This is a genomic window from Candidatus Eisenbacteria bacterium, from assembly GCA_035577985.1.
GTDB lineage: Bacteria > Desulfobacterota > Binatia > DP-6 > DP-6 > DATJZY01.
Genome location: DATJZY010000154.1, coordinates 1 through 20,746 on the forward strand (window position 1 = coordinate 1; position 20,746 = coordinate 20,746).

Annotated in this window: 23 protein-coding genes; 9 read left to right on the plus strand and 14 right to left on the minus strand. The window is 71.2% G+C overall.

Annotated features, from left to right (window positions below):
- On the plus strand, positions 1–451 hold a 451-nt coding region (locus VMS22_22285; GenBank protein ID HXJ36774.1), incomplete at its 5' end, for a hypothetical protein.
- A 19-nt stretch (positions 452–470) separates the two neighbouring features.
- On the opposite strand, the gene VMS22_22290 is transcribed toward VMS22_22285, so the two are convergent.
- The 6 genes from VMS22_22290 to VMS22_22315 all read right to left on the minus strand — a co-directional run bounded on the left by VMS22_22290 (position 471) and on the right by VMS22_22315 (position 4,916).
- Positions 471–1,115, minus strand: coding sequence for a hypothetical protein (locus VMS22_22290; GenBank protein ID HXJ36775.1), 645 nt, complete (start codon positions 1,113–1,115; stop codon positions 471–473).
- A 4-nt stretch (positions 1,116–1,119) separates the two neighbouring features.
- Positions 1,120–1,827 carry a hypothetical protein gene (locus VMS22_22295; GenBank protein HXJ36776.1) on the minus strand — a complete coding sequence of 236 codons (708 nt, stop codon included), beginning with the start codon at positions 1,825–1,827 and terminating at the stop codon, positions 1,120–1,122.
- Positions 1,824–2,510, minus strand: coding sequence for a hypothetical protein (locus VMS22_22300; GenBank protein HXJ36777.1), 687 nt, complete (start codon positions 2,508–2,510; stop codon positions 1,824–1,826). The genes VMS22_22295 and VMS22_22300 overlap by 4 nt, the downstream gene beginning before the upstream one ends.
- An 89-nt stretch (positions 2,511–2,599) precedes the next feature.
- Positions 2,600–3,187 carry an RNA 2',3'-cyclic phosphodiesterase gene (gene thpR / locus VMS22_22305; protein HXJ36778.1) on the minus strand — a complete coding sequence of 196 codons (588 nt, stop codon included), beginning with the start codon at positions 3,185–3,187 and terminating at the stop codon, positions 2,600–2,602.
- A complete protein-coding gene (locus VMS22_22310; GenBank protein ID HXJ36779.1) occupies positions 3,187–4,461 on the minus strand; it encodes a competence/damage-inducible protein A in 1,275 nt (424 codons plus the stop codon). The genes thpR and VMS22_22310 overlap by 1 nt, the downstream gene beginning before the upstream one ends.
- Entirely contained in the window at positions 4,458–4,916 is a 459-nt protein-coding gene (locus VMS22_22315) for a phosphatidylglycerophosphatase A (GenBank protein HXJ36780.1), read from the minus strand. The genes VMS22_22310 and VMS22_22315 overlap by 4 nt, the downstream gene beginning before the upstream one ends.
- 41 nt (positions 4,917–4,957) lie before the next feature.
- Here VMS22_22315 and VMS22_22320 point away from each other — a divergent pair, with 41 nt between their 5' ends.
- Both VMS22_22320 and VMS22_22325 read left to right on the plus strand, forming a co-directional pair.
- Positions 4,958–5,779 carry a 3'(2'),5'-bisphosphate nucleotidase CysQ gene (locus tag VMS22_22320; protein HXJ36781.1) on the plus strand — a complete coding sequence of 274 codons (822 nt, stop codon included), beginning with the start codon at positions 4,958–4,960 and terminating at the stop codon, positions 5,777–5,779.
- An 8-nt stretch (positions 5,780–5,787) separates the two neighbouring features.
- Entirely contained in the window at positions 5,788–6,210 is a 423-nt protein-coding gene (locus VMS22_22325) for a GNAT family N-acetyltransferase (GenBank protein HXJ36782.1), read from the plus strand.
- Positions 6,211–6,260: 50 nt separating this feature from the next.
- On the opposite strand, the gene VMS22_22330 is transcribed toward VMS22_22325, so the two are convergent.
- From VMS22_22330 to VMS22_22340, 3 genes are all read right to left on the minus strand, one after another.
- On the minus strand, positions 6,261–8,423 hold the full coding sequence (locus tag VMS22_22330; protein HXJ36783.1) for a molybdopterin-dependent oxidoreductase: 2,163 nt from the start codon (positions 8,421–8,423) through the stop codon (positions 6,261–6,263).
- 112 nt (positions 8,424–8,535) lie between these two features.
- Positions 8,536–9,327 (minus strand): glycerophosphodiester phosphodiesterase, encoded by a 792-nt coding sequence (locus VMS22_22335; protein HXJ36784.1) that lies wholly within the window; start codon positions 9,325–9,327, stop codon positions 8,536–8,538.
- Between the two features lie 12 nt (positions 9,328–9,339).
- A complete protein-coding gene (locus VMS22_22340) occupies positions 9,340–10,725 on the minus strand; it encodes a M23 family metallopeptidase (protein HXJ36785.1) in 1,386 nt (461 codons plus the stop codon).
- Positions 10,726–10,881: 156 nt separating this feature from the next.
- On the opposite strand from VMS22_22340, the gene ruvX reads away from it, so the two are divergent.
- Complete coding sequence (gene ruvX, locus VMS22_22345; protein HXJ36786.1) at positions 10,882–11,295, plus strand: Holliday junction resolvase RuvX; 414 nt, start codon at positions 10,882–10,884, stop codon at positions 11,293–11,295.
- Positions 11,292–12,293, plus strand: coding sequence for an endolytic transglycosylase MltG (mltG, locus tag VMS22_22350; GenBank protein ID HXJ36787.1), 1,002 nt, complete (start codon positions 11,292–11,294; stop codon positions 12,291–12,293). Before ruvX ends, mltG begins: the two co-directional genes overlap by 4 nt.
- A gap of 6 nt (positions 12,294–12,299) precedes the next feature.
- Here the strand turns inward: mltG and VMS22_22355 are convergent, their stop codons facing one another.
- From VMS22_22355 to VMS22_22365, 3 genes are read right to left on the minus strand one after another with little or no spacing between them, the layout of a single operon-like run.
- Positions 12,300–13,073 (minus strand): hypothetical protein, encoded by a 774-nt coding sequence (locus tag VMS22_22355; GenBank protein HXJ36788.1) that lies wholly within the window; start codon positions 13,071–13,073, stop codon positions 12,300–12,302.
- Between the two features lie 41 nt (positions 13,074–13,114).
- Positions 13,115–13,696 (minus strand): hypothetical protein, encoded by a 582-nt coding sequence (locus VMS22_22360; GenBank protein HXJ36789.1) that lies wholly within the window; start codon positions 13,694–13,696, stop codon positions 13,115–13,117.
- Positions 13,696–13,911 (minus strand): hypothetical protein, encoded by a 216-nt coding sequence (locus VMS22_22365; protein ID HXJ36790.1) that lies wholly within the window; start codon positions 13,909–13,911, stop codon positions 13,696–13,698. The genes VMS22_22360 and VMS22_22365 overlap by 1 nt, the downstream gene beginning before the upstream one ends.
- A 113-nt stretch (positions 13,912–14,024) precedes the next feature.
- On the opposite strand from VMS22_22365, the gene lexA reads away from it, so the two are divergent.
- The 3 genes from lexA (at position 14,025) to VMS22_22380 (ending at position 16,469) form a co-directional block, all read left to right on the plus strand.
- A complete protein-coding gene (gene lexA / locus VMS22_22370) occupies positions 14,025–14,624 on the plus strand; it encodes a transcriptional repressor LexA (GenBank protein ID HXJ36791.1) in 600 nt (199 codons plus the stop codon).
- Entirely contained in the window at positions 14,624–15,775 is a 1,152-nt protein-coding gene (gene hemW / locus VMS22_22375) for a radical SAM family heme chaperone HemW (protein ID HXJ36792.1), read from the plus strand. The genes lexA and hemW overlap by 1 nt, the downstream gene beginning before the upstream one ends.
- A 73-nt stretch (positions 15,776–15,848) precedes the next feature.
- The gene (locus VMS22_22380; GenBank protein HXJ36793.1) at positions 15,849–16,469 is read left to right on the plus strand and encodes a YIP1 family protein; all 621 of its coding nucleotides are present in this window, start codon (positions 15,849–15,851) and stop codon (positions 16,467–16,469) included.
- Between the two features lie 12 nt (positions 16,470–16,481).
- Here the strand turns inward: VMS22_22380 and ahcY are convergent, their stop codons facing one another.
- The gene (gene ahcY, locus VMS22_22385; GenBank protein HXJ36794.1) at positions 16,482–17,960 is read right to left on the minus strand and encodes an adenosylhomocysteinase; all 1,479 of its coding nucleotides are present in this window, start codon (positions 17,958–17,960) and stop codon (positions 16,482–16,484) included.
- A 107-nt stretch (positions 17,961–18,067) separates the two neighbouring features.
- On the opposite strand from ahcY, the gene VMS22_22390 reads away from it, so the two are divergent.
- The gene (locus VMS22_22390; GenBank protein HXJ36795.1) at positions 18,068–19,516 is read left to right on the plus strand and encodes an amidohydrolase family protein; all 1,449 of its coding nucleotides are present in this window, start codon (positions 18,068–18,070) and stop codon (positions 19,514–19,516) included.
- Between the two features lie 12 nt (positions 19,517–19,528).
- Here the strand turns inward: VMS22_22390 and metK are convergent, their stop codons facing one another.
- The gene (metK, locus tag VMS22_22395; GenBank protein HXJ36796.1) at positions 19,529–20,701 is read right to left on the minus strand and encodes a methionine adenosyltransferase; all 1,173 of its coding nucleotides are present in this window, start codon (positions 20,699–20,701) and stop codon (positions 19,529–19,531) included.
- Between the last annotated feature and the right edge of the window lie 45 nt (positions 20,702–20,746).

Sequence of the window (20,746 nt, forward strand, 5' to 3'; positions counted from 1 at the left end):
CACCACGACCCCGTCGACCACGTCGATGAACGTGACCTCGACGACGCGCTCCACGACCACCACCACGACCCCGACGGGCCAGAGCTGCGCGCTGCCGCGACCGCTCTCGATCGGAACCACCGCGAACGGCGACACGGGCACCGGAATCGATCATGGGCCCGGTGTCGGCTGCATGCAGAACGCCCAGGCGCCGGACCTGGTCTACGTCGTCACGCCAGCCACCGACGGCACCCTCACCCTCTCGCTCACCAGCGACTGGGATGGCGGGATCTACGTCCGCACGACCTGCGACGACCCGCAGACCGAGCTCGCGTGCGAAGACGTGCTCGGCGAGAACGCGACCGAGGTGCTGCAGCTCCCCGTGACCGGCGGCACGACCTACTACGTCTACGTCGACGGGTACACGACCGAATCGTACGGCTCGTACACGCTCGACAGCGATCTCCAGTAGCGTCCGCCTCGTCGCCCGCTCACCGCGCCTCGGCGCGCAGCGGCGGCGTGATGCCGATCGCGGAGAGCGGAACACTCAGCGCGGGCACCCAGGTGCCGATCTCCGAGCCCGGCCGGCACCAGGTCCCCCCGGCGATCGGGACGCTGCCCCCGCCCGAGTCGACGTTGGTATGGAACGAGCCCATCGTGGCCGCCTGGCCGCTTCCGTCAGCCGGCCAGTAGACGACGTCTGCGAGGACCTCGGCCGTCGCCACGAACACGGGTCCGGGGTCACGGATGAACGCGTCGCCCGAGCAGTCGGGCGAGGCGTGGAACACCTGGCCGTCGAGCGAGCCCTGGCGGGTGACCGTAACCCGCCGGGGACCTCCGAGCAGCGGATGCGTCAGCAGCACGCTGTCGTTCGAGGGGCCGATGAGACGCAGCAGCGCCACCTCCGTGCCGGCGGCATCGACGACCCGGAGCGGCGAGCGGCCGGGCGCGCCCGGCGAACCCATCGCACCGTCGGAGCCGGGCTGGCCGACGCCCACGACATCGAGGGGTCGCTCGCGCTTGCGACAGCGCTCGCGCGCCACGATCTGCCCCGAGCGCGCGGTGCACAGGACCGTGGCGCTCACGACCTCGGCGGTGAGCGCCACGGCGAGCAGGGTCAAGAGAAATCGACGCATGGGCTCACCGGAGTGCAGCCGAGAACGGCGGAGTGAAAGGGATGTCGGCGATGGCGAAGCGGCGCGCCGGGATCCGCGTCTGTATCGCTTGAGGCAATCCTCCCTCGCAGCAGGTGCCACGCTCGGTGGGCGTCAGAGCACCGCAGAGCCCCGCCGTTCGCGGATGCTCGATCGAGCGGACGGTGATATCCCGCGTTGCTCCGACCGGATACGACACCGTGCTTCCTATGACGAGCGTGGGGGCGAAGAACGTGCCCCGAAATGAATCGAAGAAGAGGAACGGCTCGCCGGTACAGTCGGTCGACTCGTAGGATATCTGGGTATCGAAAGCGTCCCCGCGGAACCGGGCGCTGTCCGCGACGCCGCTGGGGTCGATCTCGACCAGCACCGGAGCCGTCTCGCCCGTTGGCGTGAACGCCAGGAGCGCGCCGCCGAAGATGTCCGCGAGCGGCCCCACCTCACGGCCGTTCGCGTCGGTGACGCGAATCGGCAGGCGGCCTGCAGGGCCGATTGCTCCCGGCACACCCGCCATCCCCTGCGGGCCCCCGACCCCGAGCTGCCCGGGGTCGATCTGTGTCTCCTTCTTGCGACACGCATCGCGGGCGAAAACCTTCCCGGACGGCTTGCGGCAGAGCATCCGGGCGTCGGCGGGCGCTCCGCCGGCGAGCAGCCCGACGAGAGCCACGACGAGTGCTGCCCCGCCGCGCGTCATCGCACCACCATCCGGAACGGCGCTTCGAAACCCAGGACCGACAGCCCGACGCGTGCGGCCGGGAAGGTGTCTGTCAGCATGAGGGGGAAGCCGGTGTCGGTGCAGCACGTACCGCGAGGCGTCGATGGCACCTCGCCAGTGCCGCACTCTTGCTCGTAGGACGCGGCCGTGAACGAGCCGAACGATCCCGTCTCGTAGAACGCGACCGGTCCCATGAGCACCGCGGTCGGAACGAGGCCGGCGATCGCGGTGGACGCCCTCAGGGCGGCGGCCCCGGTGCAGCCAGCGAGCTCGTGATAGAGGCGGTCGTTGCTCCGGTCGGCGAACCCCTCCGGGCTGACGTCGAAGAGGACCGGCCGCTCGAGCGCAGGGTGCTCGAGAAGCACGAGGCCGTCGACGCTCGCCACCACGCCGACGGCCACTCCGCGCGCGTCGAGCACCTCGAAGGGCAACAGGCCGTCGGGGCCCATGGCGCCGGGCGACCCGGGCTGTCCGGAAGGCCCGACCAGACCGACCTCGCCTGGATCGAGCACCGTCTCGCGATCGCGGCAGGCCTTGCGCACGATCACCGCGCCCGACTTCCTCAGACAGAGCACGTCGGCATCGGCCGTGGCCGCGCTCCCCGAAGCGATGAAGGACACGCCGAGGAGGACCAGTCCGAGACGGGCTGTCCCGCGCTTCATCTCGCGGCGACAGAACCATGGACGAGGCTCGGCCCACAAGAGCCCCCGCCGGGGCGAGAACTGCCGTGTCCATGGTCCCGAGTTGCTGGCTACCCGTCCTCGCCGACTGGCGCGCCGCCGAGCGCGAGCCTCGCGAGCGGCTCGTAGACCGACCCGCTCGAGCTGAGGTGGCTCCGGTAGAGCACGACCTCCGCGACCGTCCAGTCACCGAGCCCTCTCTGCCCGAACCCGGTCGCCTCGTCGCGCACCGGCCCGAGGCCGCGGGGCGAGCGCACCCGGCCGAGCGTCACGTGGCCGCCGAAAGGACGCGCCTCGAGCGGAAACCCGAGCGGCAGGACGGCGCGCTCGACGTCGGCGGCGAGGAGGCCGAGCTCGCGCAGGCCGCGCGCGACGCCGGCCCACAGGGTCCGCGCCCGGGCGAGGCTCGGAAACGCCCCGACCCCGGCGAGACCGATCCGGAACGGCGCGTGCGACGAGGCCACGGTCGCGATCGCGTCCCGCACCTGCGGGAGCTGCGCGTCGTCGGTCGCGCCGAGGAACTTGAGTGTCAGGTGCAACGCCGCGGGATCGACCCACCGGACGTCCGCCCTCGGACCCGCGGCGCGCAGCGCCGCCTGCACCGCCGCGATCGCCGCGCGCGCCTCGTCGGCGAGGTCGACGGCGACGAAGCATCGCATCAGCGGCGGCGGAAGAGCGATGGATCCCAGGGCGGAAGGCCGAGCGCCGACCGTCGCACCATGTCGAGCGCCACCTGCGAGGCGAGGAGCTTCACCCAGTCGCGCGTGCCCCAGAGCTGGTGCGTCGCCGTCCGCACGCCGTCCTTCGAGGCGAGCCCGAAGCAGACGAGGCCGACGGGCTTCTCCCTGGTGCCGCCATCGGGGCCGGCGACGCCCGTGGTCGACACGGCGAGGTCCGCACCGAACGCCCGCCGCGCGCCGGCCGCCATCTCGCCCGCCGTCTCCTCGCTGACCGCACCGTGGACCTCGAGCGTCTCGCGCCGCACGCCGAGGAGCGCCATCTTGGCCGTGTTCGCGTACGCCTCGACGCCGCCCAGGAAGTACGCCGACGAGCCCGCAACGGACGTCACGCGGTGGCCGACGAGCCCGCCCGTGCACGACTCCGCGAGCGCGAGCTTGAGGCCCTCGCGGCGGAGCGCGGTACCGACCACCTCTTCCATCGACGTGGTGGCGCCTTCGCCGTAGCAGAACTCACCGAGGCGCTCGCGCATGCGGGACGCGACGCTCTCGAGCCGGCGCGCCGCTTCGTCGGGAGCGCCGCGCACGACCACGCGGAGCGACACCTCCGGAAAGCTCGCACGGAACGACACCCGACCTTCGCCGGGATCGACGACGCCAGCGACCAGCTCGTCGAGCCCCGACTCCGAGATGCCGAACGTCTGGAAGACGTGCGCCAGGTAGACGTCACCGCCCTGCTGCGCGCGCAGCCAGGGGAGCACCGTCTCCTCGACCATGGGCTTCATCTCGCGGGGCACGCCGGGCAGCACGATGACGTGCTTGCCGCCCGCCGTGGCGCGGTATCCGGGCGCCGTGCCGAGCGCGTTCGGGACGATGACGGCGCCCTCGGGGACCATGGCCTGCTTCAGGTTGTTCTGCGGCATCTCGACGCCGCGCGATGCGAAGAAGCGGCGGATGCGATCGGCCGACGGCGTGTCCTCGACGAGCGCGCGTTCGAGCACCGCGGCGACGGTCTCGGTCGTGAGGTCGTCCGCCGTAGGGCCGATGCCGCCGGTCGAGATCACGAGGTCGGCCTGCGCGAGCGCCTGCCGCCACGCCCACTCGAGGCGCTCCGGATAGTCGCCGACGGTGATGACGGTGACGAGGTCGATGCCGAGCTCGAACAGCTTGTCGGCAATCCACTGCGCGTTGGTATCGGCGATCCGCCCGGTCGTGAGCTCGTCGCCGGTGGACAGGACGGCGGCACGTTTGATCACAGCACCTCCAGCAGCACGCGCGTGACGACGCCCGCGTACACCCCGGCGACGACGTCGTCGCCCACGACGCCGAGCCCGCCGTGCACGCCGCGGTCGATCGCGCCGGCGGGAAACGGTTTCACGACGTCGAAGACCCGGAACACGACGAAGACGATCCCGGCCGCGACCCAGGTCGCGGGCACGAAGAGCGCGGCGGCGGCGATGCCGGCCACTTCGTCGACCACGATGCGCGAATGGTCGACCTGGCCGAAGATCGCCTCGGCGCGTCCCGCAACCCAGATCGCCACGACGACGATCACGAGCACGAGCCCGGTGGCGAGGCTCCACGACTGGGCGCGCAGGGCCGCGATCCACGGCACCAGCGGCAGCGCAACGAGCGCGCCCACCGTGCCGGGCGCGACGGGCGCGTAGCCCGCGCCGCCGGCCGTCGCGAGCACGATCACGAGCGTACGCACGAGCGGTTGGTTACCACGCGCCGATGGTGTACGGAACCCGGATGCCATCGTTCGAGCGGGAACGAGCGGTCGCCGAGGCGGCGGCGCGTGAAGCGGGCGCCATCGTCAAACGATACTACGAGAAGCCGATCGAGCAGGTCGCGAAGAGCGACAAGGGTGCCGGGCGCGAGGAGAACTGGCTCACGCAGGCCGATTCGGAGTCGGACGACCTGCTGAAAGAGCGCCTCCTCGGTGCCTTTCCCGACTACGGCTGGCTCTCGGAGGAGACGAAGGACTCACCCGAGCGTCTCGCGAAGGAGCGCGTGTGGATCGTCGACCCGCTCGACGGCACGCGCGAGTTCACGCTGCGCGTGCCGGAGTTCTGCGTGTGCGTGGCGCTGGTCGAGAACGGCAAACCGGTGGTCGGCGTCGAGTACAACCCGGCGACCAACCGGATGTACTCGGCCGCCCGCGGCGCCGGCGCGACCCTCAACGGCTCGCCCGCGCGCGTCAGCAAGCAGGCGCACGTCGCGCTCGCACACGTGATGGCGAGCCGTTCCGAGGACAAGCGCGGCGAGTGGGAGCCGTTCAAGCCGTATTGCCACGTGGAGCTGACGGGCAGCGTCGCCTTCAAGCTCGCCGAGCTGTCGGTCGGCAACGGCGACGCCACGTTCACGCTCACGCCGAAGAACGAGTGGGACATCTGCGCCGGCACGATCCTGGTCGAGGAGGCGGGCGGCAAGGTGACCGGGCTCGAGGGCGAGCCCCTCGTCTTCAATCGACGCTCGCCGCTGCGGCCGGGGATGGTCGCCTCGAACGGCCTCCTGCACGATGGTCTCATGGCGCTGATCGAGGCGCACGGCGGCGAGGTCAAGAAGAAGTAGCGCCGGCCATGCCGTCGCGCGTGATCGTCCTCGAAGCCGATCCCGATCCGAAGGACCTCGCGCGACTGCAGGCAGAGATCGAAGCCTTCAACTGCGCCGCGACCGGGTTCGACGACGGTCGCCGGCTCGCGTGCTTCGTTCGCGACGACGCGGGCGACATGCTGGCCGGCCTTTCCGGCTACACCTGGGGCGGCTACTGCCGGATCGAATTTCTCTGGGTGACCGAGCGCCTGCGCCGGAGGGGTATCGGGCGCGACCTCGTGGCGACGGCCGAGCGGGAAGCCCGCGCGCGCGGCTGCGCGCTCATCGTGCTCGACACGCACGACTTCCAGGCGCCACGCTTCTACGAGAAGCTCAGCTTCCTCGCCGTCGGACGCGCCGAGGGTTGCCCGCGCGGATCGGGGCAGACGTGGTACCGCAAGACGCTCTGACCCCCCGCTCCGCCCACCGGCAGTCGATCAAAGCAATCCCGTAGCCGCAGTCAGGCGCCGCGCGCCTCGACCGACACCGGGAAGCCGTTCAGCCACGCCATGCCGGCGAGCGGCTCGATCGCGTGCTGATCGATCAGGTCGTTGCAGTTGGGTCCGCGCCCGAGCTCTGCGACCACGTGCCGGTGGGTCTCGATGCCGTCGCTCCAGCCGTGCGGCAGGCTCACGACGCCGGGCATCAGCTCGTCGGAGAGGCGCACCTCGGCCTCGACCGCGCCGACCCGGCTGCGCACGCGCGCGACCTCGCCGTCGGCGATGCCGAGTCGCGCGGCGTCGTCGGGATGCATGCGGAGGCGGCGATCGCGATCCCCGCGCATGAGCTTCGGGACGTTGCGCAGCCAGCTGTTGTTCGAACGGTTGTCGCGCCGGCCGATCAGGCGCAGCGGGAACTCGCGATCGGGCGCGAGCGCGGGCTCGCGCAGCAGCCGGTCGGCTTCGCGCGCGATGTCGTCGCTGCGCAGCGCGACGCGCTTGTCGGCGGTGAGGAGCTTCGCGCGCAGGACGCCCGTCCGCAGCTCCCCGAGGCGCACGCCGTGCGGATGCTCGGCGAGCCGCGCGACGTTCCAGCCACGCGACCAGGGCAAGTACCAGTCGCCCATCGGCCCGGTGCGGATCATCCCGTCGATGATCCAGCGCGGCGAGAACTCCTTGCCCGCGAGCCGGAGCGCCCGGCGCAGCCAATGCGCCGCCGGGTTCGCGAGGTAGGTGAGACCCATCGCGTCGCCGAGCAGGGTGAAGATCTCCCACTCCTCCTTGGCCTCGCCCAGCTTCGGGATCATCGCCTCGGTCCACTGGGAATACGGCTCGGTGAGGAGGTTCACGTGGAAGACCGGAAAGTCCTCGCGCTCGAGCGACGTGGCGGCGGGGAGGAAGTAGTCGGCGAGCGCGGCCGTCTCGCTCATGTAGACGTCGATGACGACCGTGCACTCGAGCTGCTTCATCGCCGCGGCGAGGGCGGCGCCGTTCGCGATCGAGACGACGGGGTTGCCGGCCGTGACGACGAGCGCGCGGATCTGTCCGTCGCCCGGCGTCGTGATCTCGTCGGCGAGCACGCCCGCCGGCAGCTCGCCGAGGACCCCTGGCAGATCGCGGACGCGGCTTCGATGCTCGCCGTACCCGTCGAGCCCGAGCTGGCGCACGGTGGCGGCCAGGTCGACGAGCCCCTCCGAGAACACCGCTCCGCCCGCGCGATCGAGGTTGCCCGTGACGACGTTGAGCACGTCGAGCGCCCAGGCCTGCAGCGTGCCGAACGGACCGCAGACCGCGCGTCCGAAGGCGCACGCTCCGTCGGCCGCCGCGAACTCGCGCGCCAGGCGGCGGATGGTGTCGGCGTCGATGCCCGTCTCGGCGGCCGCGCGCTCGAGCGTGAACGGCCCCACCCGATCGCGAAGCCACTCGACGCCGGTCGCGTTCGCCGCGAGGAAGGCGCGGTCTTCCAGCCCCTCCTCCAGGATCGTGCGCACCATGGCGAGCAGCATGAACGTGTCCGTCCCCGGCCGGATGAAGTGGTGCTCGGCGGCGATACGCGCCGTCTCGGTGCGGCGCGGATCGATGACGACGACCTTGCCCCCGCGCTCGCCCACCGCCCGCAGGCGCGCCTTCGCGTCGACCATGTGGACGAGCGTGCCTTGCGAGACGAGCGGGTTCGTTCCGACGACGAGGAGGTAGCGCGTACGATCGACGTCGGGGATGGGCTGGCGGAAGCTCGCCCCGTACAGGAAGCGGGCGGCGAGGAAGTCGGCCAGGTTGTCCTGCGAGCCCGCGCCGTAGGAGTTGCGGCTCCCGATCGCCTTGATCCAGTTGGCGGAGTAGATGCGATGCGCGTACGCGTAGCCCGACGGATTGCCGGTGTAGAGAGCGATCGCGTGCGGGCCGTGTGCGGCGCGCAAGGCGTTGAGCTTGGCGCCGATCTCGCCGACCGCCTGCTCCCACGAGATGCGCTCCCATCCGGCGGCGGTCCGCCTCATCGGGTGCAGGATACGGTCGGGATCGTGCGTCACCTCGTGCGACGCGAGCCCTTTCGGACACGAGTAGCCACGCGAGACGACGTGATCGGGATCCGGACGGAGCTTCGTCACCCGTCCGTCCTCGATCGTCGCAATGAGCCCACAGGTGACCTCGCAGATTCGGCAGTAGGTCGTCTTCTCCTGGACCATGCGCCCTCCCCGTGGTGGCCGATTGCAGCTTGCGTGCCCGCCGCCCTGCCCTACACGATCGGCAGTCTGAGGCCAGCCCCGTCGCGACGGCGCCACGGGTGTGGCCCCGATGCTACACCGGGCGGAGCCCGCGCCGTCGCAGCAGCGCCGCGCCGCGCGCCGGGAAGTCGGTCATGAGTCCGTCGACTCCGAGGTCGAGCAGGCGCGCCATCTCGGCCCCCTCGTTGATGGTCCACACGTGGACCTCGAGTCCGAACCGGTGCGCCGCGGCCACCGACTCCGCCGTGACGATGGGCATCCCCTCGTGGTCGGGCGGCACCTGCAGCGCCGTCGCAACCGGCCGGTAGTCGGCGAGCCGTCCATCGCGCAGCCGGAAGATGAAGTCTGCGACGTCGGCCGTCGACGCGCCCGTCACGACGTCCGGCGCGACGGCACGGATGCTCTCCATGATCTCGTGGTGCTCGGCCGCGAGCAGCGTCCGCTCGCGGGCGTCGTGCCGGTCGAGGACGGCGAGCACGGCATCGACGATCGGCGGCTCGCCCTGCTTCACCTCGACGTTGAGCGCAACGTCCGGATGCGCGGCGAGGAGGTCCTCCAGCGTCGGTACGCGGATCCCCTGCCCGCGGTACGGGTGGCTGCCGTCGGCCGCGCGAAGGTGGAAGCCCGCGTCGAGGCGCTGGAGCTCCGCGAGCCGGATCGCTCGCACCGGGCCCGCGCCGTTCGTCGTCCGCTCGAGCGTTGCGTCGTGCAGCACGACGACGTGGCCGTCGGCGGTCGCGTGCACGTCGAGCTCCAGGCGGTCGGCGCCGGCCGCGAGCCCGGCGGCGAACGCGACCAGCGTGTTTTCGGGATGCGTGCCGGAGGCGCCGCGATGCGCGAACAGGCGCGGCCGCGGTCCGTCCAGGTATCGCGTCGTCTACTCCGCCGCCTGGAAGAGCGTGGTCGAGAGCGAGAGGTTCGTCGGCTCCATGTTGCCCGGAATCGACGCGAGCTGTTTCACCGCTTCCTTCTTCGTGCGATCGAACTGCCGGGCCAGCGGCGCGGTGATCGAGGGCTCGCGATCGCACGTGAACTCGAGCGGATCGGTGTGCTCGCCCTCGCGCGTGATCTCGTAGTGCAGGTGCGGGCCGGTCGAGAGACCCGTCGACCCGACGTAGCCGATCACCTGGCCGCGCTCGATCGTCGCCCCCGGAACGACCGCCGGGGCGATCTGCGAGAGATGGCCGTACGTCGACGCGACCGCGCTCTCGTGGTCGATACGTACGGCGCGTCCGAGCCCGCTCTCCCAGCCGGCCGAAGCGACGGTCCCGTTCGCCGCCGCGCGAACCGGGGTACCGTACGGAGCCGCGAAGTCGACGCCCCAGTGGGGCCGCCATCGCCGGCGGACCGGATGGAAGCGCTCAAGCGAGAACTCCGAGCTGATCTCGGTGAACTCGACCGGGTAGCGCAGGAACGTGCGCGAGACGGCCTCGCCGGACGGACGGTAGTAGGCGCCCTCGCCGTCGTCGTTCTCGAACAGGAGGGCCGTCTGCCGCTTGCCGCCGATCACGAGCTCGGCGGCCAGCACCTTGCCGGCCTGCGGCTGCCTCATGCCGACCTGCCAGATGTTCTCGTAGATCACCCGGAACTCGTCGCCGGGCTGGAGCCCGGTCTCGACGTCGACGTCCCAGCCGAAGATGTCGGCGATGTCGGCGGCAATGCGGGCCGGCACGCCGGCGGCGACCGTGTCCTCGCGCAATCCGCGCTCGATGCTGCCCGCGATGCCCTTGACCTCGACGAAGTACGGCAGGTCCTCGAGCCGCGCCTGGATGCCGTCGCTCGACGACTCGACCACCAGGAGGCTCTTGGCGTCCACCTCGTAGCGGATCGACTCCAGCTCCCTGGTCTCGCGGTCGAAGCGCAGCGTGAGACCGTGACGGGGGCGGATCTTCGAGAGATCGAACGCACCGACGGCGGCCGACAGCCACTCCCGGGCGTACGTGATGCCGACACCCCGGGCGGCCAGGATGTTCTCGAGGGTGTCCCCTTTACGGATGTGGATGTGCTCGTCGACGCTCCCCCGAACCCCCGGGGTCCGGGTCCGGGCGTATCTCAGACGGTGTTTCGAGCGTGCGACCCGCTTGGTTCCCCCACTGCGCTTGGTCGCCGGCGTGCTGGGCGCCCGGACGACCTTCGCGTCCTTTCTGTGCCCCGAGCGGGCGCAGCGCTTGGTGGTTTTCGCACCGAGGATACTCGGAAGCAGCAGCGCCCCCATGAATACGAGGGCCAGCACCTTTCCGACCAGGTTTCGGCCTCTCGACACTCGCCGGTCCTCCGATCCAGGCCGCGCTGGGGAACGCGACACAAAAGCTGTTTGGGGCGGGCGAACCCTGCCAAAGGCCCTAGCGGATGTCAATGCATTCCCCCGGATTTTTCTTTGGGATTGCGGGGTTCGGGTCCCGATGTTAGAGCGCGGCCGATGCGGCTCGCGGCGCTCGACGTCGGCGACGCGCGCATCGGAGTCGCGGTCTGCGACGAGCTGGGGATCACGACTCGCGGTGTGGGAGTCGTGCGGCGCGTTGGTGGGGTTCGGGACTTCGAGGCGATCTCGCGACTCCTCGCTCCCTTTGCACCCGAGCGGCTCGTCGTCGGGCTGCCGCTCAACATGGACGGCAGCGAGGGCCCGCAGGCGGCGAAGGTGCGGCGCTTTGCGAGCAAGCTCTCGCAGCACCTGGGTCTGCCGGCCGACCTCTGGGACGAACGCCTCACCACCGTGGAGGCCGAGGACCTGCTGCGTGAGACGGGGGTCAAGCGCAGGGATCGCCGGGCGCTCGTCGACCAGGTGGCTGCCGCGGGCATCCTGCGGTCGTACCTGGCGGGGCATCGCCTGTGAAGCGCCGCGTCGTCATCACCCTGATGGTCTGCGGACTTATGGCGGCAATCGGCGTCGTGGCCGGGGCCGTCGTCCTGCTCCATCGCTCGGGTCCGCCGGTAAACGCGCCGATCGTCGTGACGATCGAGGAGGGGCAGCGCTTCGCGCAGGTCGCGGACGAGCTCGCGGCGCTGGGCGTCCTCCGCTTCCCGCAGCTCCTCACCCTGTGGGCACGCGCCACCGGGCAGGACCGCGACGTCCGGTGGGGCGAGTTCCTGATCACCACGCCCCTCTCGCCGCTCGAGCTCCTGGCGCGCGTGACCTCGCGCCCCGACCCGCTCCATCCGGTGACGATCCCGGAGGGCCTGACGGTGCGCGAGGTCGTCGGCGCGCTCGCGGGCGCCGGCTTCGGCGCGGAGGAGAGCTTCTACTGCCTCCTCGACGATCCCGCGTTTCTCGCCGCCGAAGATCTCCCGCCCGAGGGGGCCGAGGGATATCTCTTCCCGGACACCTACAGCTTCCCCCTCGCGACGCCTCCGGATCGCATCCTGCGCGCCATGTTGAAGCGCTTCCGTGACGTTGCGACGCCGGCGCTCGTGATGAAGGCCGCGAAACTCGGGCTCACGCTGCACCAGGTCGTCACGCTGGCCTCGCTGGTCGAGGAAGAGGCGCATCGCGCCGACGAACGCCGGCTCGTCGCGGCCGTGTTCGTGAACCGCCTGCGTCGCGGCATTCCGCTGCAGTCCGATCCGACGGTGCTCTACGGGCGCGAGCCGGGCGATCGCGCGTTGACGCACGCCGATCTGCACCGGCCGACGCCCTACAACACCTACACGATCCCGGGCCTTCCCCCGACGCCGATATCGAATCCAGGCCGCGCGGCGCTGGAAGCGGCGGTCGATCCGGCGCCGGTCGACTATCTCTACTTCGTCGCGCGTGGCGACGGCTCGCACCAGTTCTCCGCGACGCTCGCCGACCACAATGCCGCGGTGGCGCGCTACCAGCGGCACGCCCACTGAGCACGCTCAGCCGCTGGCGCCGTCGCGCGCCTCACGCAGCTGGTCGAGCACGACGCCCGCCTTCTTCTGGAGCGTCGGCTCGCGCGAGTGCGCCGCCAGGAACTCGAGGATCTCCTCGAAGCGCGCACCGTCGGGTCCGGTCGCGATGCCGGCCAGCTCCTCGGGATCGAGGCGATGCAGCGAGCGAAGGAACGCCCGGCGATAGCGCGCCTCGCGCTCGAGCGCCGTCAGGACGACGTTGGTCGCGAGAGCGCGATTGATGCCGTTCTCGTCGGCCATCGCCATCTGGAGGAGCTCGGGCATCCCGAGCTTGTTCGCACCGACCTCCTTCGCGAGCGGCTCCGGGATGTCGATCGGGCGGTGCCGATCGAACATCCGCCCGAGGACGACGGGGAAGCCCGGCTTCGCCGGTTCGGGAGCGGCGCCGGCGGCGGGCGACCCGGCCGGCGGCGGCGCCGGGGCCTCGGGCCCGCCGCGCAGCACGATGCGCGTGACGCGCCCGGCGTCGGCGTAGCTCACCGTGAAGTTCTGGTCGCCGAGGAGCCGGTGCAGGGCCTCCTCGACCGGCACCGCGTCGAGCACGAGCGTTACCTCGCGCGTCGAGATGACGCCGCCGTGCAGCTCGGCCCCGGTCGCGCCGGCGAGCGCGGCGACCGCGTCGGCGACGGGAACGTGCTCGAAGCGCGCCGTCACGCGCTCGTTCTCGTAGCGCAGATCGCCGAGGGCCGCGGCAACGCGACCGACGGCGACGAGCACGAGAACGATGGCCGCGGCCCGCATCACAGGGGAGCGTACGCGCGCTCCCCGCGAGCTGGCAACCGCTACTCGCCCGTCACGCCGAGCTGCACCAGCAGGCGGCCTGCGCGGGTACCGAGCGGACGGCCCCGCGCCTGCTCGGCCACCAGCGAAAGCAGCCCGATCGCTCCGTCGCCCGCGACACCCGTGAGCCCTTGGGCGAGGGTCCGATCGTCGACGCCCTCGAGGGCGCCGAGGAGCATCCGCTCGAGCTCGGGATCCTTCATCGCCGCCTCGACCGCGACCCGTGCCGCCTCCGCCCGAATCTCCGGGGCGGTCTGCCGAAGCGCCAGATCGACGAGCTGGCGTCCGGTGGCTTCGCGCCCGCCGAGGAGCTTCGCGAGGCCACCGTCGGGTCGAAGGGCGAACATCCGCTCGAGCGGGGGTTTCGGCGGCTCGGGAACCCTCGCCTTCGCCTCCGGCAGCCGCAGCGCCACCTCGTCCGCGAGCACCGTCACCGCACGCAGGCGGCCGTCGCTTGCGAACGTGAGGGTCCAGCTCGCGGCGCCGAGGCGCCGTGCGATCGCGTCCGCGGGCGGCATGGTACGATCCTCCGCCATGGCGCGGTCGATCTCGGCCACCGCATGCCGGTCGAGCACGACGGCCATCAGTACGACCGCCCGCGCTGCGGTCGGCCGCCGACGAGCCTGCACACGAGCCGCCCGGCGCGCCGCGTGCGCGTCTCGAGATTGAAGCAGTACGGGCGCCGCGATCCCTCGCCGTCCGTGATCGTCACGCAGCAGCGCGTGATCCGTCTCGCCGCGAGCGCGTCGCCCGCGCAGAGCAGGACGCCGACCGTCGCCATCGCCACCATCCGTCGCATGGAAACCTCCCGGGGCGGGCGCGCCGAGTCTGCGACGCCGGCGCGGCGGTGACAATACCTGCGACGACGCTATTGCCCGGGCTGAGGAATTCGCCTAATCTTCGCCTGTCGCCGTGCTGACCCGCCGCCAGAAGCAGGTTCTCGACTTCGTCCAGGCCCACATCGACCGTCACGGCTACGCGCCGACGCTGCACGAGATCGGCCGTCACCTGAAGCTCTCGTCGGTCGCGACCGTACACAAGCATCTGCGCAAGCTCGAGGACAAGGGCGCGGTGCGGCGGCTCACGCACCAGAGCCGGGCGTTGTCGGTGGTCCCGCCGCCGGACACCGCCGCGGGCGCGCGCATCCCGCTGCTCGGGACGGTTGCCGCGGGCACGCCGCTCGAGCCCATCGAGGTGCCCGGGTCGATCACCGTGCCGCAGGAGTTCCTCGGCCGCGGCGACACCTTCGCGCTCCGCGTGCGGGGCGACTCCATGATCGACGACGGCATCCACGACGGCGACGTGGTGGTCGTCGAGTCGCGACGCGAGGCGCCGAACGGATCGACGGTCGTGGCGGTGGTCGGAGGCGAGGCGACCGTGAAGAGGTTCTACCGGCGGCGGGGACGCGTCCACCTCGTGCCGGCCAACGAGCGCATGGAGCCCATCGTCGTCCGCGAGAGCGAGGTCGAAATCCGCGGCGTCGTCATCGCCCTTCTGCGCCGCTACCGTTGATGTCCGAGGGCTTCGCGCTCTACGTCCACGTGCCCTGGTGCCGGCACGTGTGCCCGTACTGCGACTTCAACGTCTACGCCCACGCCGCGCCGCCCGAAGCCGACTACACGGCGATGCTCGTGCGCGAGCTCGCGACCTGGACGGAGCGCGCCCCGTGGCGTGGGCGGCGCGCCACGAGCATCTTCTTCGGTGGCGGCACGCCGTCGTTGTTCACGCCCCAGGCGATCGCGCGGGTCGTCGACGCCGCCGCGCGGTGCTGCGGCATCGAGGAACGTGCCGAGATCACGCTCGAGGCCAACCCGGGGGGGCTCGACGCCGAACGCCTGCGCGGCTTCCGGCGGGCCGGCGTCACGCGCCTCTCGCTCGGCGTCCAGTCGTTCCAGGAGCGCCTCCTGCGCGCGCTCGGGCGCGACCACACCCCGGACGACGCGCGCGCCGCGGTCCGGAACGCCCGGGCCGCGGGGTTCGCGGACCTGAGCCTCGACCTCATCTTCGCCGTCCCCGGCGGCGACGAGGCCGAGTGGGCACACGACCTCGACGAGGCCATCGCGCTGGCGCCGGATCACGTGTCGGCCTACGCGCTCACGTTCGAGAGCGCCACGCCGTATCACGCCTGGCGCGCCTCGGGCCGCATCCGTGCCGTCGACGAGGACGTCGAAGCGACCATGGCGGAGCTCGCCGCGGCTCGGCTGCCCGCCGCCGGCTACGAGCGCTACGAGATCTCGAGCTGGGCGCGCCCGGATCACGCCTCGCGCCACAATCAGCGCTACTGGGACGGGTCGTGGTATCTCGGCATCGGAGCCGGCGCGCACGCATTCGACGCCACGCCCGACGCCGCGCGACGGTGGAGCAACGTGCGACATCCCCGCGCGTACGCCGATGCGGTGGCGGCGCGCGGCACGGCGGTCGCCGAAGAGCACCCGCTCACGGTGGACGAAGCCCGCGCCGATTTCGTCTTCACGGGGCTGCGCCGCATCGCCGGCGTCGCCGCGACCGCGTTCGCAGCGCGCTTCGGCGTGGGGCTCGCGAAGGCGTTTCCGCACGTCACGGGCCTCGTGCGCGACGATCTGCTCGAGTGGGCCGGCGACCGGCTCCGACTGAGTGCGCGCGGCCTCCGCTTCGCCGACACCGTCGCCGCGACGTTCGTCTGAGCGGCGCGTTCGTGCTACCCACGCCCGAGCCGCCGGACGTCGGTTTGCGGGGGGGCGAGCCGCGGGAGGTGCGATGACGCCGGAGAACGAGAGCCCGTTCGTCACCATCTGGGAGGCGCCGCGCGCGACCATCCGGCGGATCGTCGACAGCGACCCGCGCCGTCACGTGAACCTGCTGTTCTTCGGCGGCGGCGTCGTCGGCACGTTGAGCGCGCTGCGCTCGCACGCGCCGTCGTTCGACGTTCCGCCGCTGTTCGCCGCCGGCGGCTGCATCCTGGTCGGGCTCCTGAGCGTCCCCTCCTCGCACCTGGGCGCCTGGTACATGCGCTCGATCGGAGGATGGCTCGGCGGAACGGCGTCGCGTCAGGAGGTCGCGGCGGCCTTCGCGTGGGCGGGCGTACCGGCGGTCGTGGGCGGCTTCGCGCTCTGGGTGCTCCAGTTCGCGCTCTTCGGCACCGAGCTGCTGAGTCCCGAGCGACCCACCATCGACGCCGCCTCGCCGCTGCTGTTGACGACGCTGCGGCTGGCCTCCCTCCTGCTCGGCGTGTGGACGTCCACCGCGTCGCTCCTGTGCTTCGCCGAGGTGAACCGGTTCTCGGTGCTGCGCTCGCTCACGACCTGGATCCTCTCGGTCCTCGTGGTCGTGCTGGTGATCGGGCTGCCGGTCGGCGTGCTGCTCCTACTGCTGCGCTGACCCCGGAGGCGCTCAGTACCGGTAGTGGTCCGGCTTGTACGGACCCTCGACCGGCACGCCGATGTACTCCGCCTGCTTCGGCGTGAGCGTCGTCAGCTTGACGCCGAGCTTCTCCAGGTGCAGCCGCGCGACTTCCTCGTCGAGCTGCTTCGGCAGCATGTACACCTGCTTCTTGTACTTCGCGTTCTGCTGCCAGAGCTCGAGCTGCGCCAGGACCTGGTTCGTGAAGGACGCGCTCATGACGAACGACGGGTGCCCCGTCGCGCAGCCGAGGTTCAGCAGGCGACCTTCGGCGAGGATCAGCACCGAGTGGCCGTCGGGGAAGACCCACTCGTCGTACTGCGGCTTGATGTTGACCTTCTTCACGCCGGACACCTTGCCGAGCCCGGCCATGTCGATCTCGTTGTCGAAGTGGCCGATGTTGCCGACGATCGCCTTGTCCTTCATGCGCGCCATGTGGGCGGCGGTGATGATGCCGACGTTGCCGGTGGTGGTGACGAAGACGTCGGCCCGCTCGACGTAGTCCTCGACGGTCGCGACCTCGTAGCCCTGCATCGCGGCCTGGAGCGCGCAGATGGGATCGATCTCGGTCACGATTACGCGGCAGCCCTGCCCCCGCAGCGACTCGGCGCAGCCCTTGCCGACCTCGCCGAAGCCGCACACGACGGCGATCTTGCCGCCGAGCATGACGTCGGTCGCGCGATTGAGGCCGTCGATCAGCGAGTGCCGGCAGCCGTAGATGTTGTCGAACTTCGACTTCGTGACCGAGTCGTTCACGTTGATGGCCGGGAAGAGGAGCGCGCCCTTCTTCGCCATCTCGTAGAGCCGATGCACCCCCGTCGTCGTCTCCTCGGACACGCCGCGCACCTTGGTCGAGATGCGCTCCCACTGTCCGGGCGCCTCGCGCTGCAGCCGGCGCAGAAGGTCCAGGATGATGCCCCACTCCTCTGGATCGTTCTTCGGGTCGAAGGCCGGCACCGCGCCGGCGCGCTCGAATTCGAGCCCCTTGTGGACGAGCAGCGTCGCGTCGCCGCCGTCGTCGACGATGAGGTCGGGGCCGCGGCCGTCGGGCCACACGAGCGCCTCGTTGGTGCACCACCAGTACTCTTCCAGCGTCTCGCCCTTCCAGGCGAAAACGGCGGCGCCCTTCGGGTTCTCGACCGTGCCGTCGCGTCCGACGGCGACCGCCGCGGCGGCAGAGTCCTGCGTGCTGAAGATGTTGCACGACACCCAGCGCACGTCGGCGCCGAGGTCGGTCAGCGTCTCGATCAGGACGGCCGTCTGCACCGTCATGTGCAGCGAGCCCATGATGCGCGCGCCCTTGAGCGGCTTCGTCGCGCCGTGCTTGGCCCGGATCGTCATCAAGCCCGGCATCTCCTGCTCGGCGAGGCGGACCTCCTTCCGACCCAGCTCGGCGAGCGCGAGGTCCTTCACCTTGAACGGCAGGCGGGCGGCAGGCGGCGTCGTGGCAACGGCAGCGGTCTTCGACATGGGAATTCCTCCGGGGCGGCAGCGCCGCATGACCAATCAATCCATCCGGATGAAGCGTTACACCTCCCCCGGGGCCCAGTCAACCGCCACCCCGTCCGGGGTCCGGCATGGCCACGCCCTCCGGCGCGTGGTACCGCCGCCGGGTCGTGACCCCCACCGCCCGCCGAGCCACGATCGCGGCCCTGGTCGCCCTCGCCGCGTGCGGCCGGAAGGAGGCCCCGCTCGTGACGACTCCGCCGGGAGCGTCGCGATCGATCGTGCTGCGCGACGTCCGGGTGTTCGATGCGCCGCATGCGACGCTCGCGGCCGGCGCGAGCGACGTCGTCGTCAAGGACGGCACGATCGCCGCGATCGCACCGCGCGGCGTCTCGGCGCCCGGCATTCCCGAAGTCGACGGACACGGCGGCGTGCTGCTCCCGGGCCTGGTCGACGTCCATGCCCACACCGGATCGACGCCCGCGCCGCCCTGGACGGTAGGCGTCCTGCCCGACGTCACCGACAACCTGGGCGCCTTCCTCTACGCCGGCGTCACGACCGTGCTCGACCTCGGCAATCTCACCCCGGCCGTGTTCGGCGAGCGGACGCGCGTCGCGACGCATGCCGATCTCGGCCCTCGCGTCTACGCCGCCGGTCCCGTCTTCACCGCCGTCGGCGGACATCCGGCGGAGGTCCTGCGCGCATGGCTCCCGTGGTACCTGCGCTGGTACGTGGTCTCGCGCGCCACGCGCGAGCTGGCGACGCCCGACGACGGACGGCGAGCGGTCGAGGCGTTGCTCCCGGAGCACCCCGACATCCTGAAGCTCGCCATCGACACGGGCGCGCGCGACGACACCCCGCGGCTCGACATCGCCACGATCGCGGCCGTCACCGCGGCCGGCCACGCCGGCGGGGTGCGCTCGATCGCGCACATCGGAACCTCGGCGGAAGCCATCGACGCCGTGCGGGGCGGCGTCGACGCGCTCGCCCACGCACCGTGGCGCGAAGAGATCTCCGACGAGGCCGTCACCGTCATCGCGGCCGAGCGCACACCCGTCGTGGTGACCCTCGCCGTGTGGGACGCGTCGGCGCGGGCGCTCAAGCGCGTGGCGGACCTCCTTCCGATCGAGCGGCAACTGGCGCGTCCCGACGTGCTGACGGCGCTCTTCGCGACGCCACCCCCTCCGACCGACGAGATGGCGGCCTTTGCACGCGTCGCCGCCGCGGCCCACGAGGCCCGGCGCCGCAACGTAGCGAAGCTACGCGCCGCGGGCGTCGTCGTGCTCGCGGGGAGCGACGGGTGCAACTACGCCCAGTTCCCGGGCGCCGGCTTGCACCTCGAGCTCGCAAAGCTCGTCGACGCCGGTCTCACCCCGGCCGAGGCGCTGCGTGCCGCGACCTGGGACAACGCCCGCTTTCTCGCCGGCGACGCCGCCGACTACGGCGAGATCGCCGTCGGAAGACGCGCCGACCTGCTGCTGGTTGCCGGCGACCCCACGACCAACATCGCCGACCTCGCCAACATCAGCCAGCTCGTCGTCGACGGCACGCTCCTGGAGCGTCACGCGCGACCGAACTAGTGCCCGGAGTCACTAGGAAGCCGCCGACCGCAGATCCTTCACCCGGTCGGTGCGCTCCCAGGTGAAGTAGTCGCCCTCGGGCACGCGGCCGAAGTGGCCGTACGACGCCGTGCGCTGGAAGATGGGCTTCTTCAGGCCCAGCGTCTTGATGATCGACGCCGGCTTCAGGTCGAAGATCTCGCGGATGGCCTTCGCGATCTTGTCGTCGGCGACCTGCCCGGTGCCGAACGTGTCGACCAGGACGGAGACCGGCTCGGCGACGCCGATCGCGTATGCAACCTGCACCTCGCACTTGGCCGCCAGCTCCGCGGCGACGACGTTCTTCGCGATGTAGCGCGCCATGTACGCCGCGCTCCGGTCGACCTTCGATGGGTCTTTCCCGGAGAAGGCGCCGCCGCCGTGACGGCCGTAGCCGCCGTACGAGTCGACGATGATCTTGCGGCCGGTGAGCCCGCAGTCGCCCTGCGGGCCGCCGACGACGAACTTCCCGGTCGGATTGATGTGGTAGACGGTGTGCTTGTCGAGGAACTCCTGCGGGATGACGCGCTTCACCACGTCGTCGATGACCTCGTTGCGGAGCTTCTCGTACTTCACCTCGGGCGTGTGCTGCGTCGACACGACGATCGTTCCGGCGCGGTTGAGCTTGCCGTCCTTGTACTCGACGGTCACCTGGCACTTGCCATCGGGAAGGAGGTACGGCAGCTCGCCCGAACGGCGCGCCTCGGCGAGGCGCTGCCCGATGCGGTGCGCGGTGTAGATGGCGAAGGGCATGTACTCCTTCGTCTCGTCGCACGCGTAGCCGAACATGAGGCCCTGGTCGCCGGCGCCCTGCTCCTTGTGCAGGCCCTCGCCCTCCGTCACGCCCTGCGAGATGTCCGGCGACTGGCGCTCGATCGCCGTCACGATGGCGGCGGTGTCGCACGAGAAGCCGGTCTCGGGGGTCGTGTAGCCGATCTCGCGGATGACGCGCTTGGCGATCTCGCCGAAGTTGAGCCCGTGCGCATTGGTCGTGATTTCACCCGCGATGACGACGAGACCCGTCTTGATGAGCGACTCGCACGCGACGCGGCTGTTGGGGTCCTGCGCCAGGATGGCGTCGAGGATGGCGTCCGAGATCTGGTCGCAGACCTTGTCGGGATGCCCCTCGTTCACGGACTCGGAGGTGAAGACGTAGTCCTTGAGCATAGAGCCGAGGACCTTACCCGAAGCCCGTCCGCCGTCGCAAGCCGC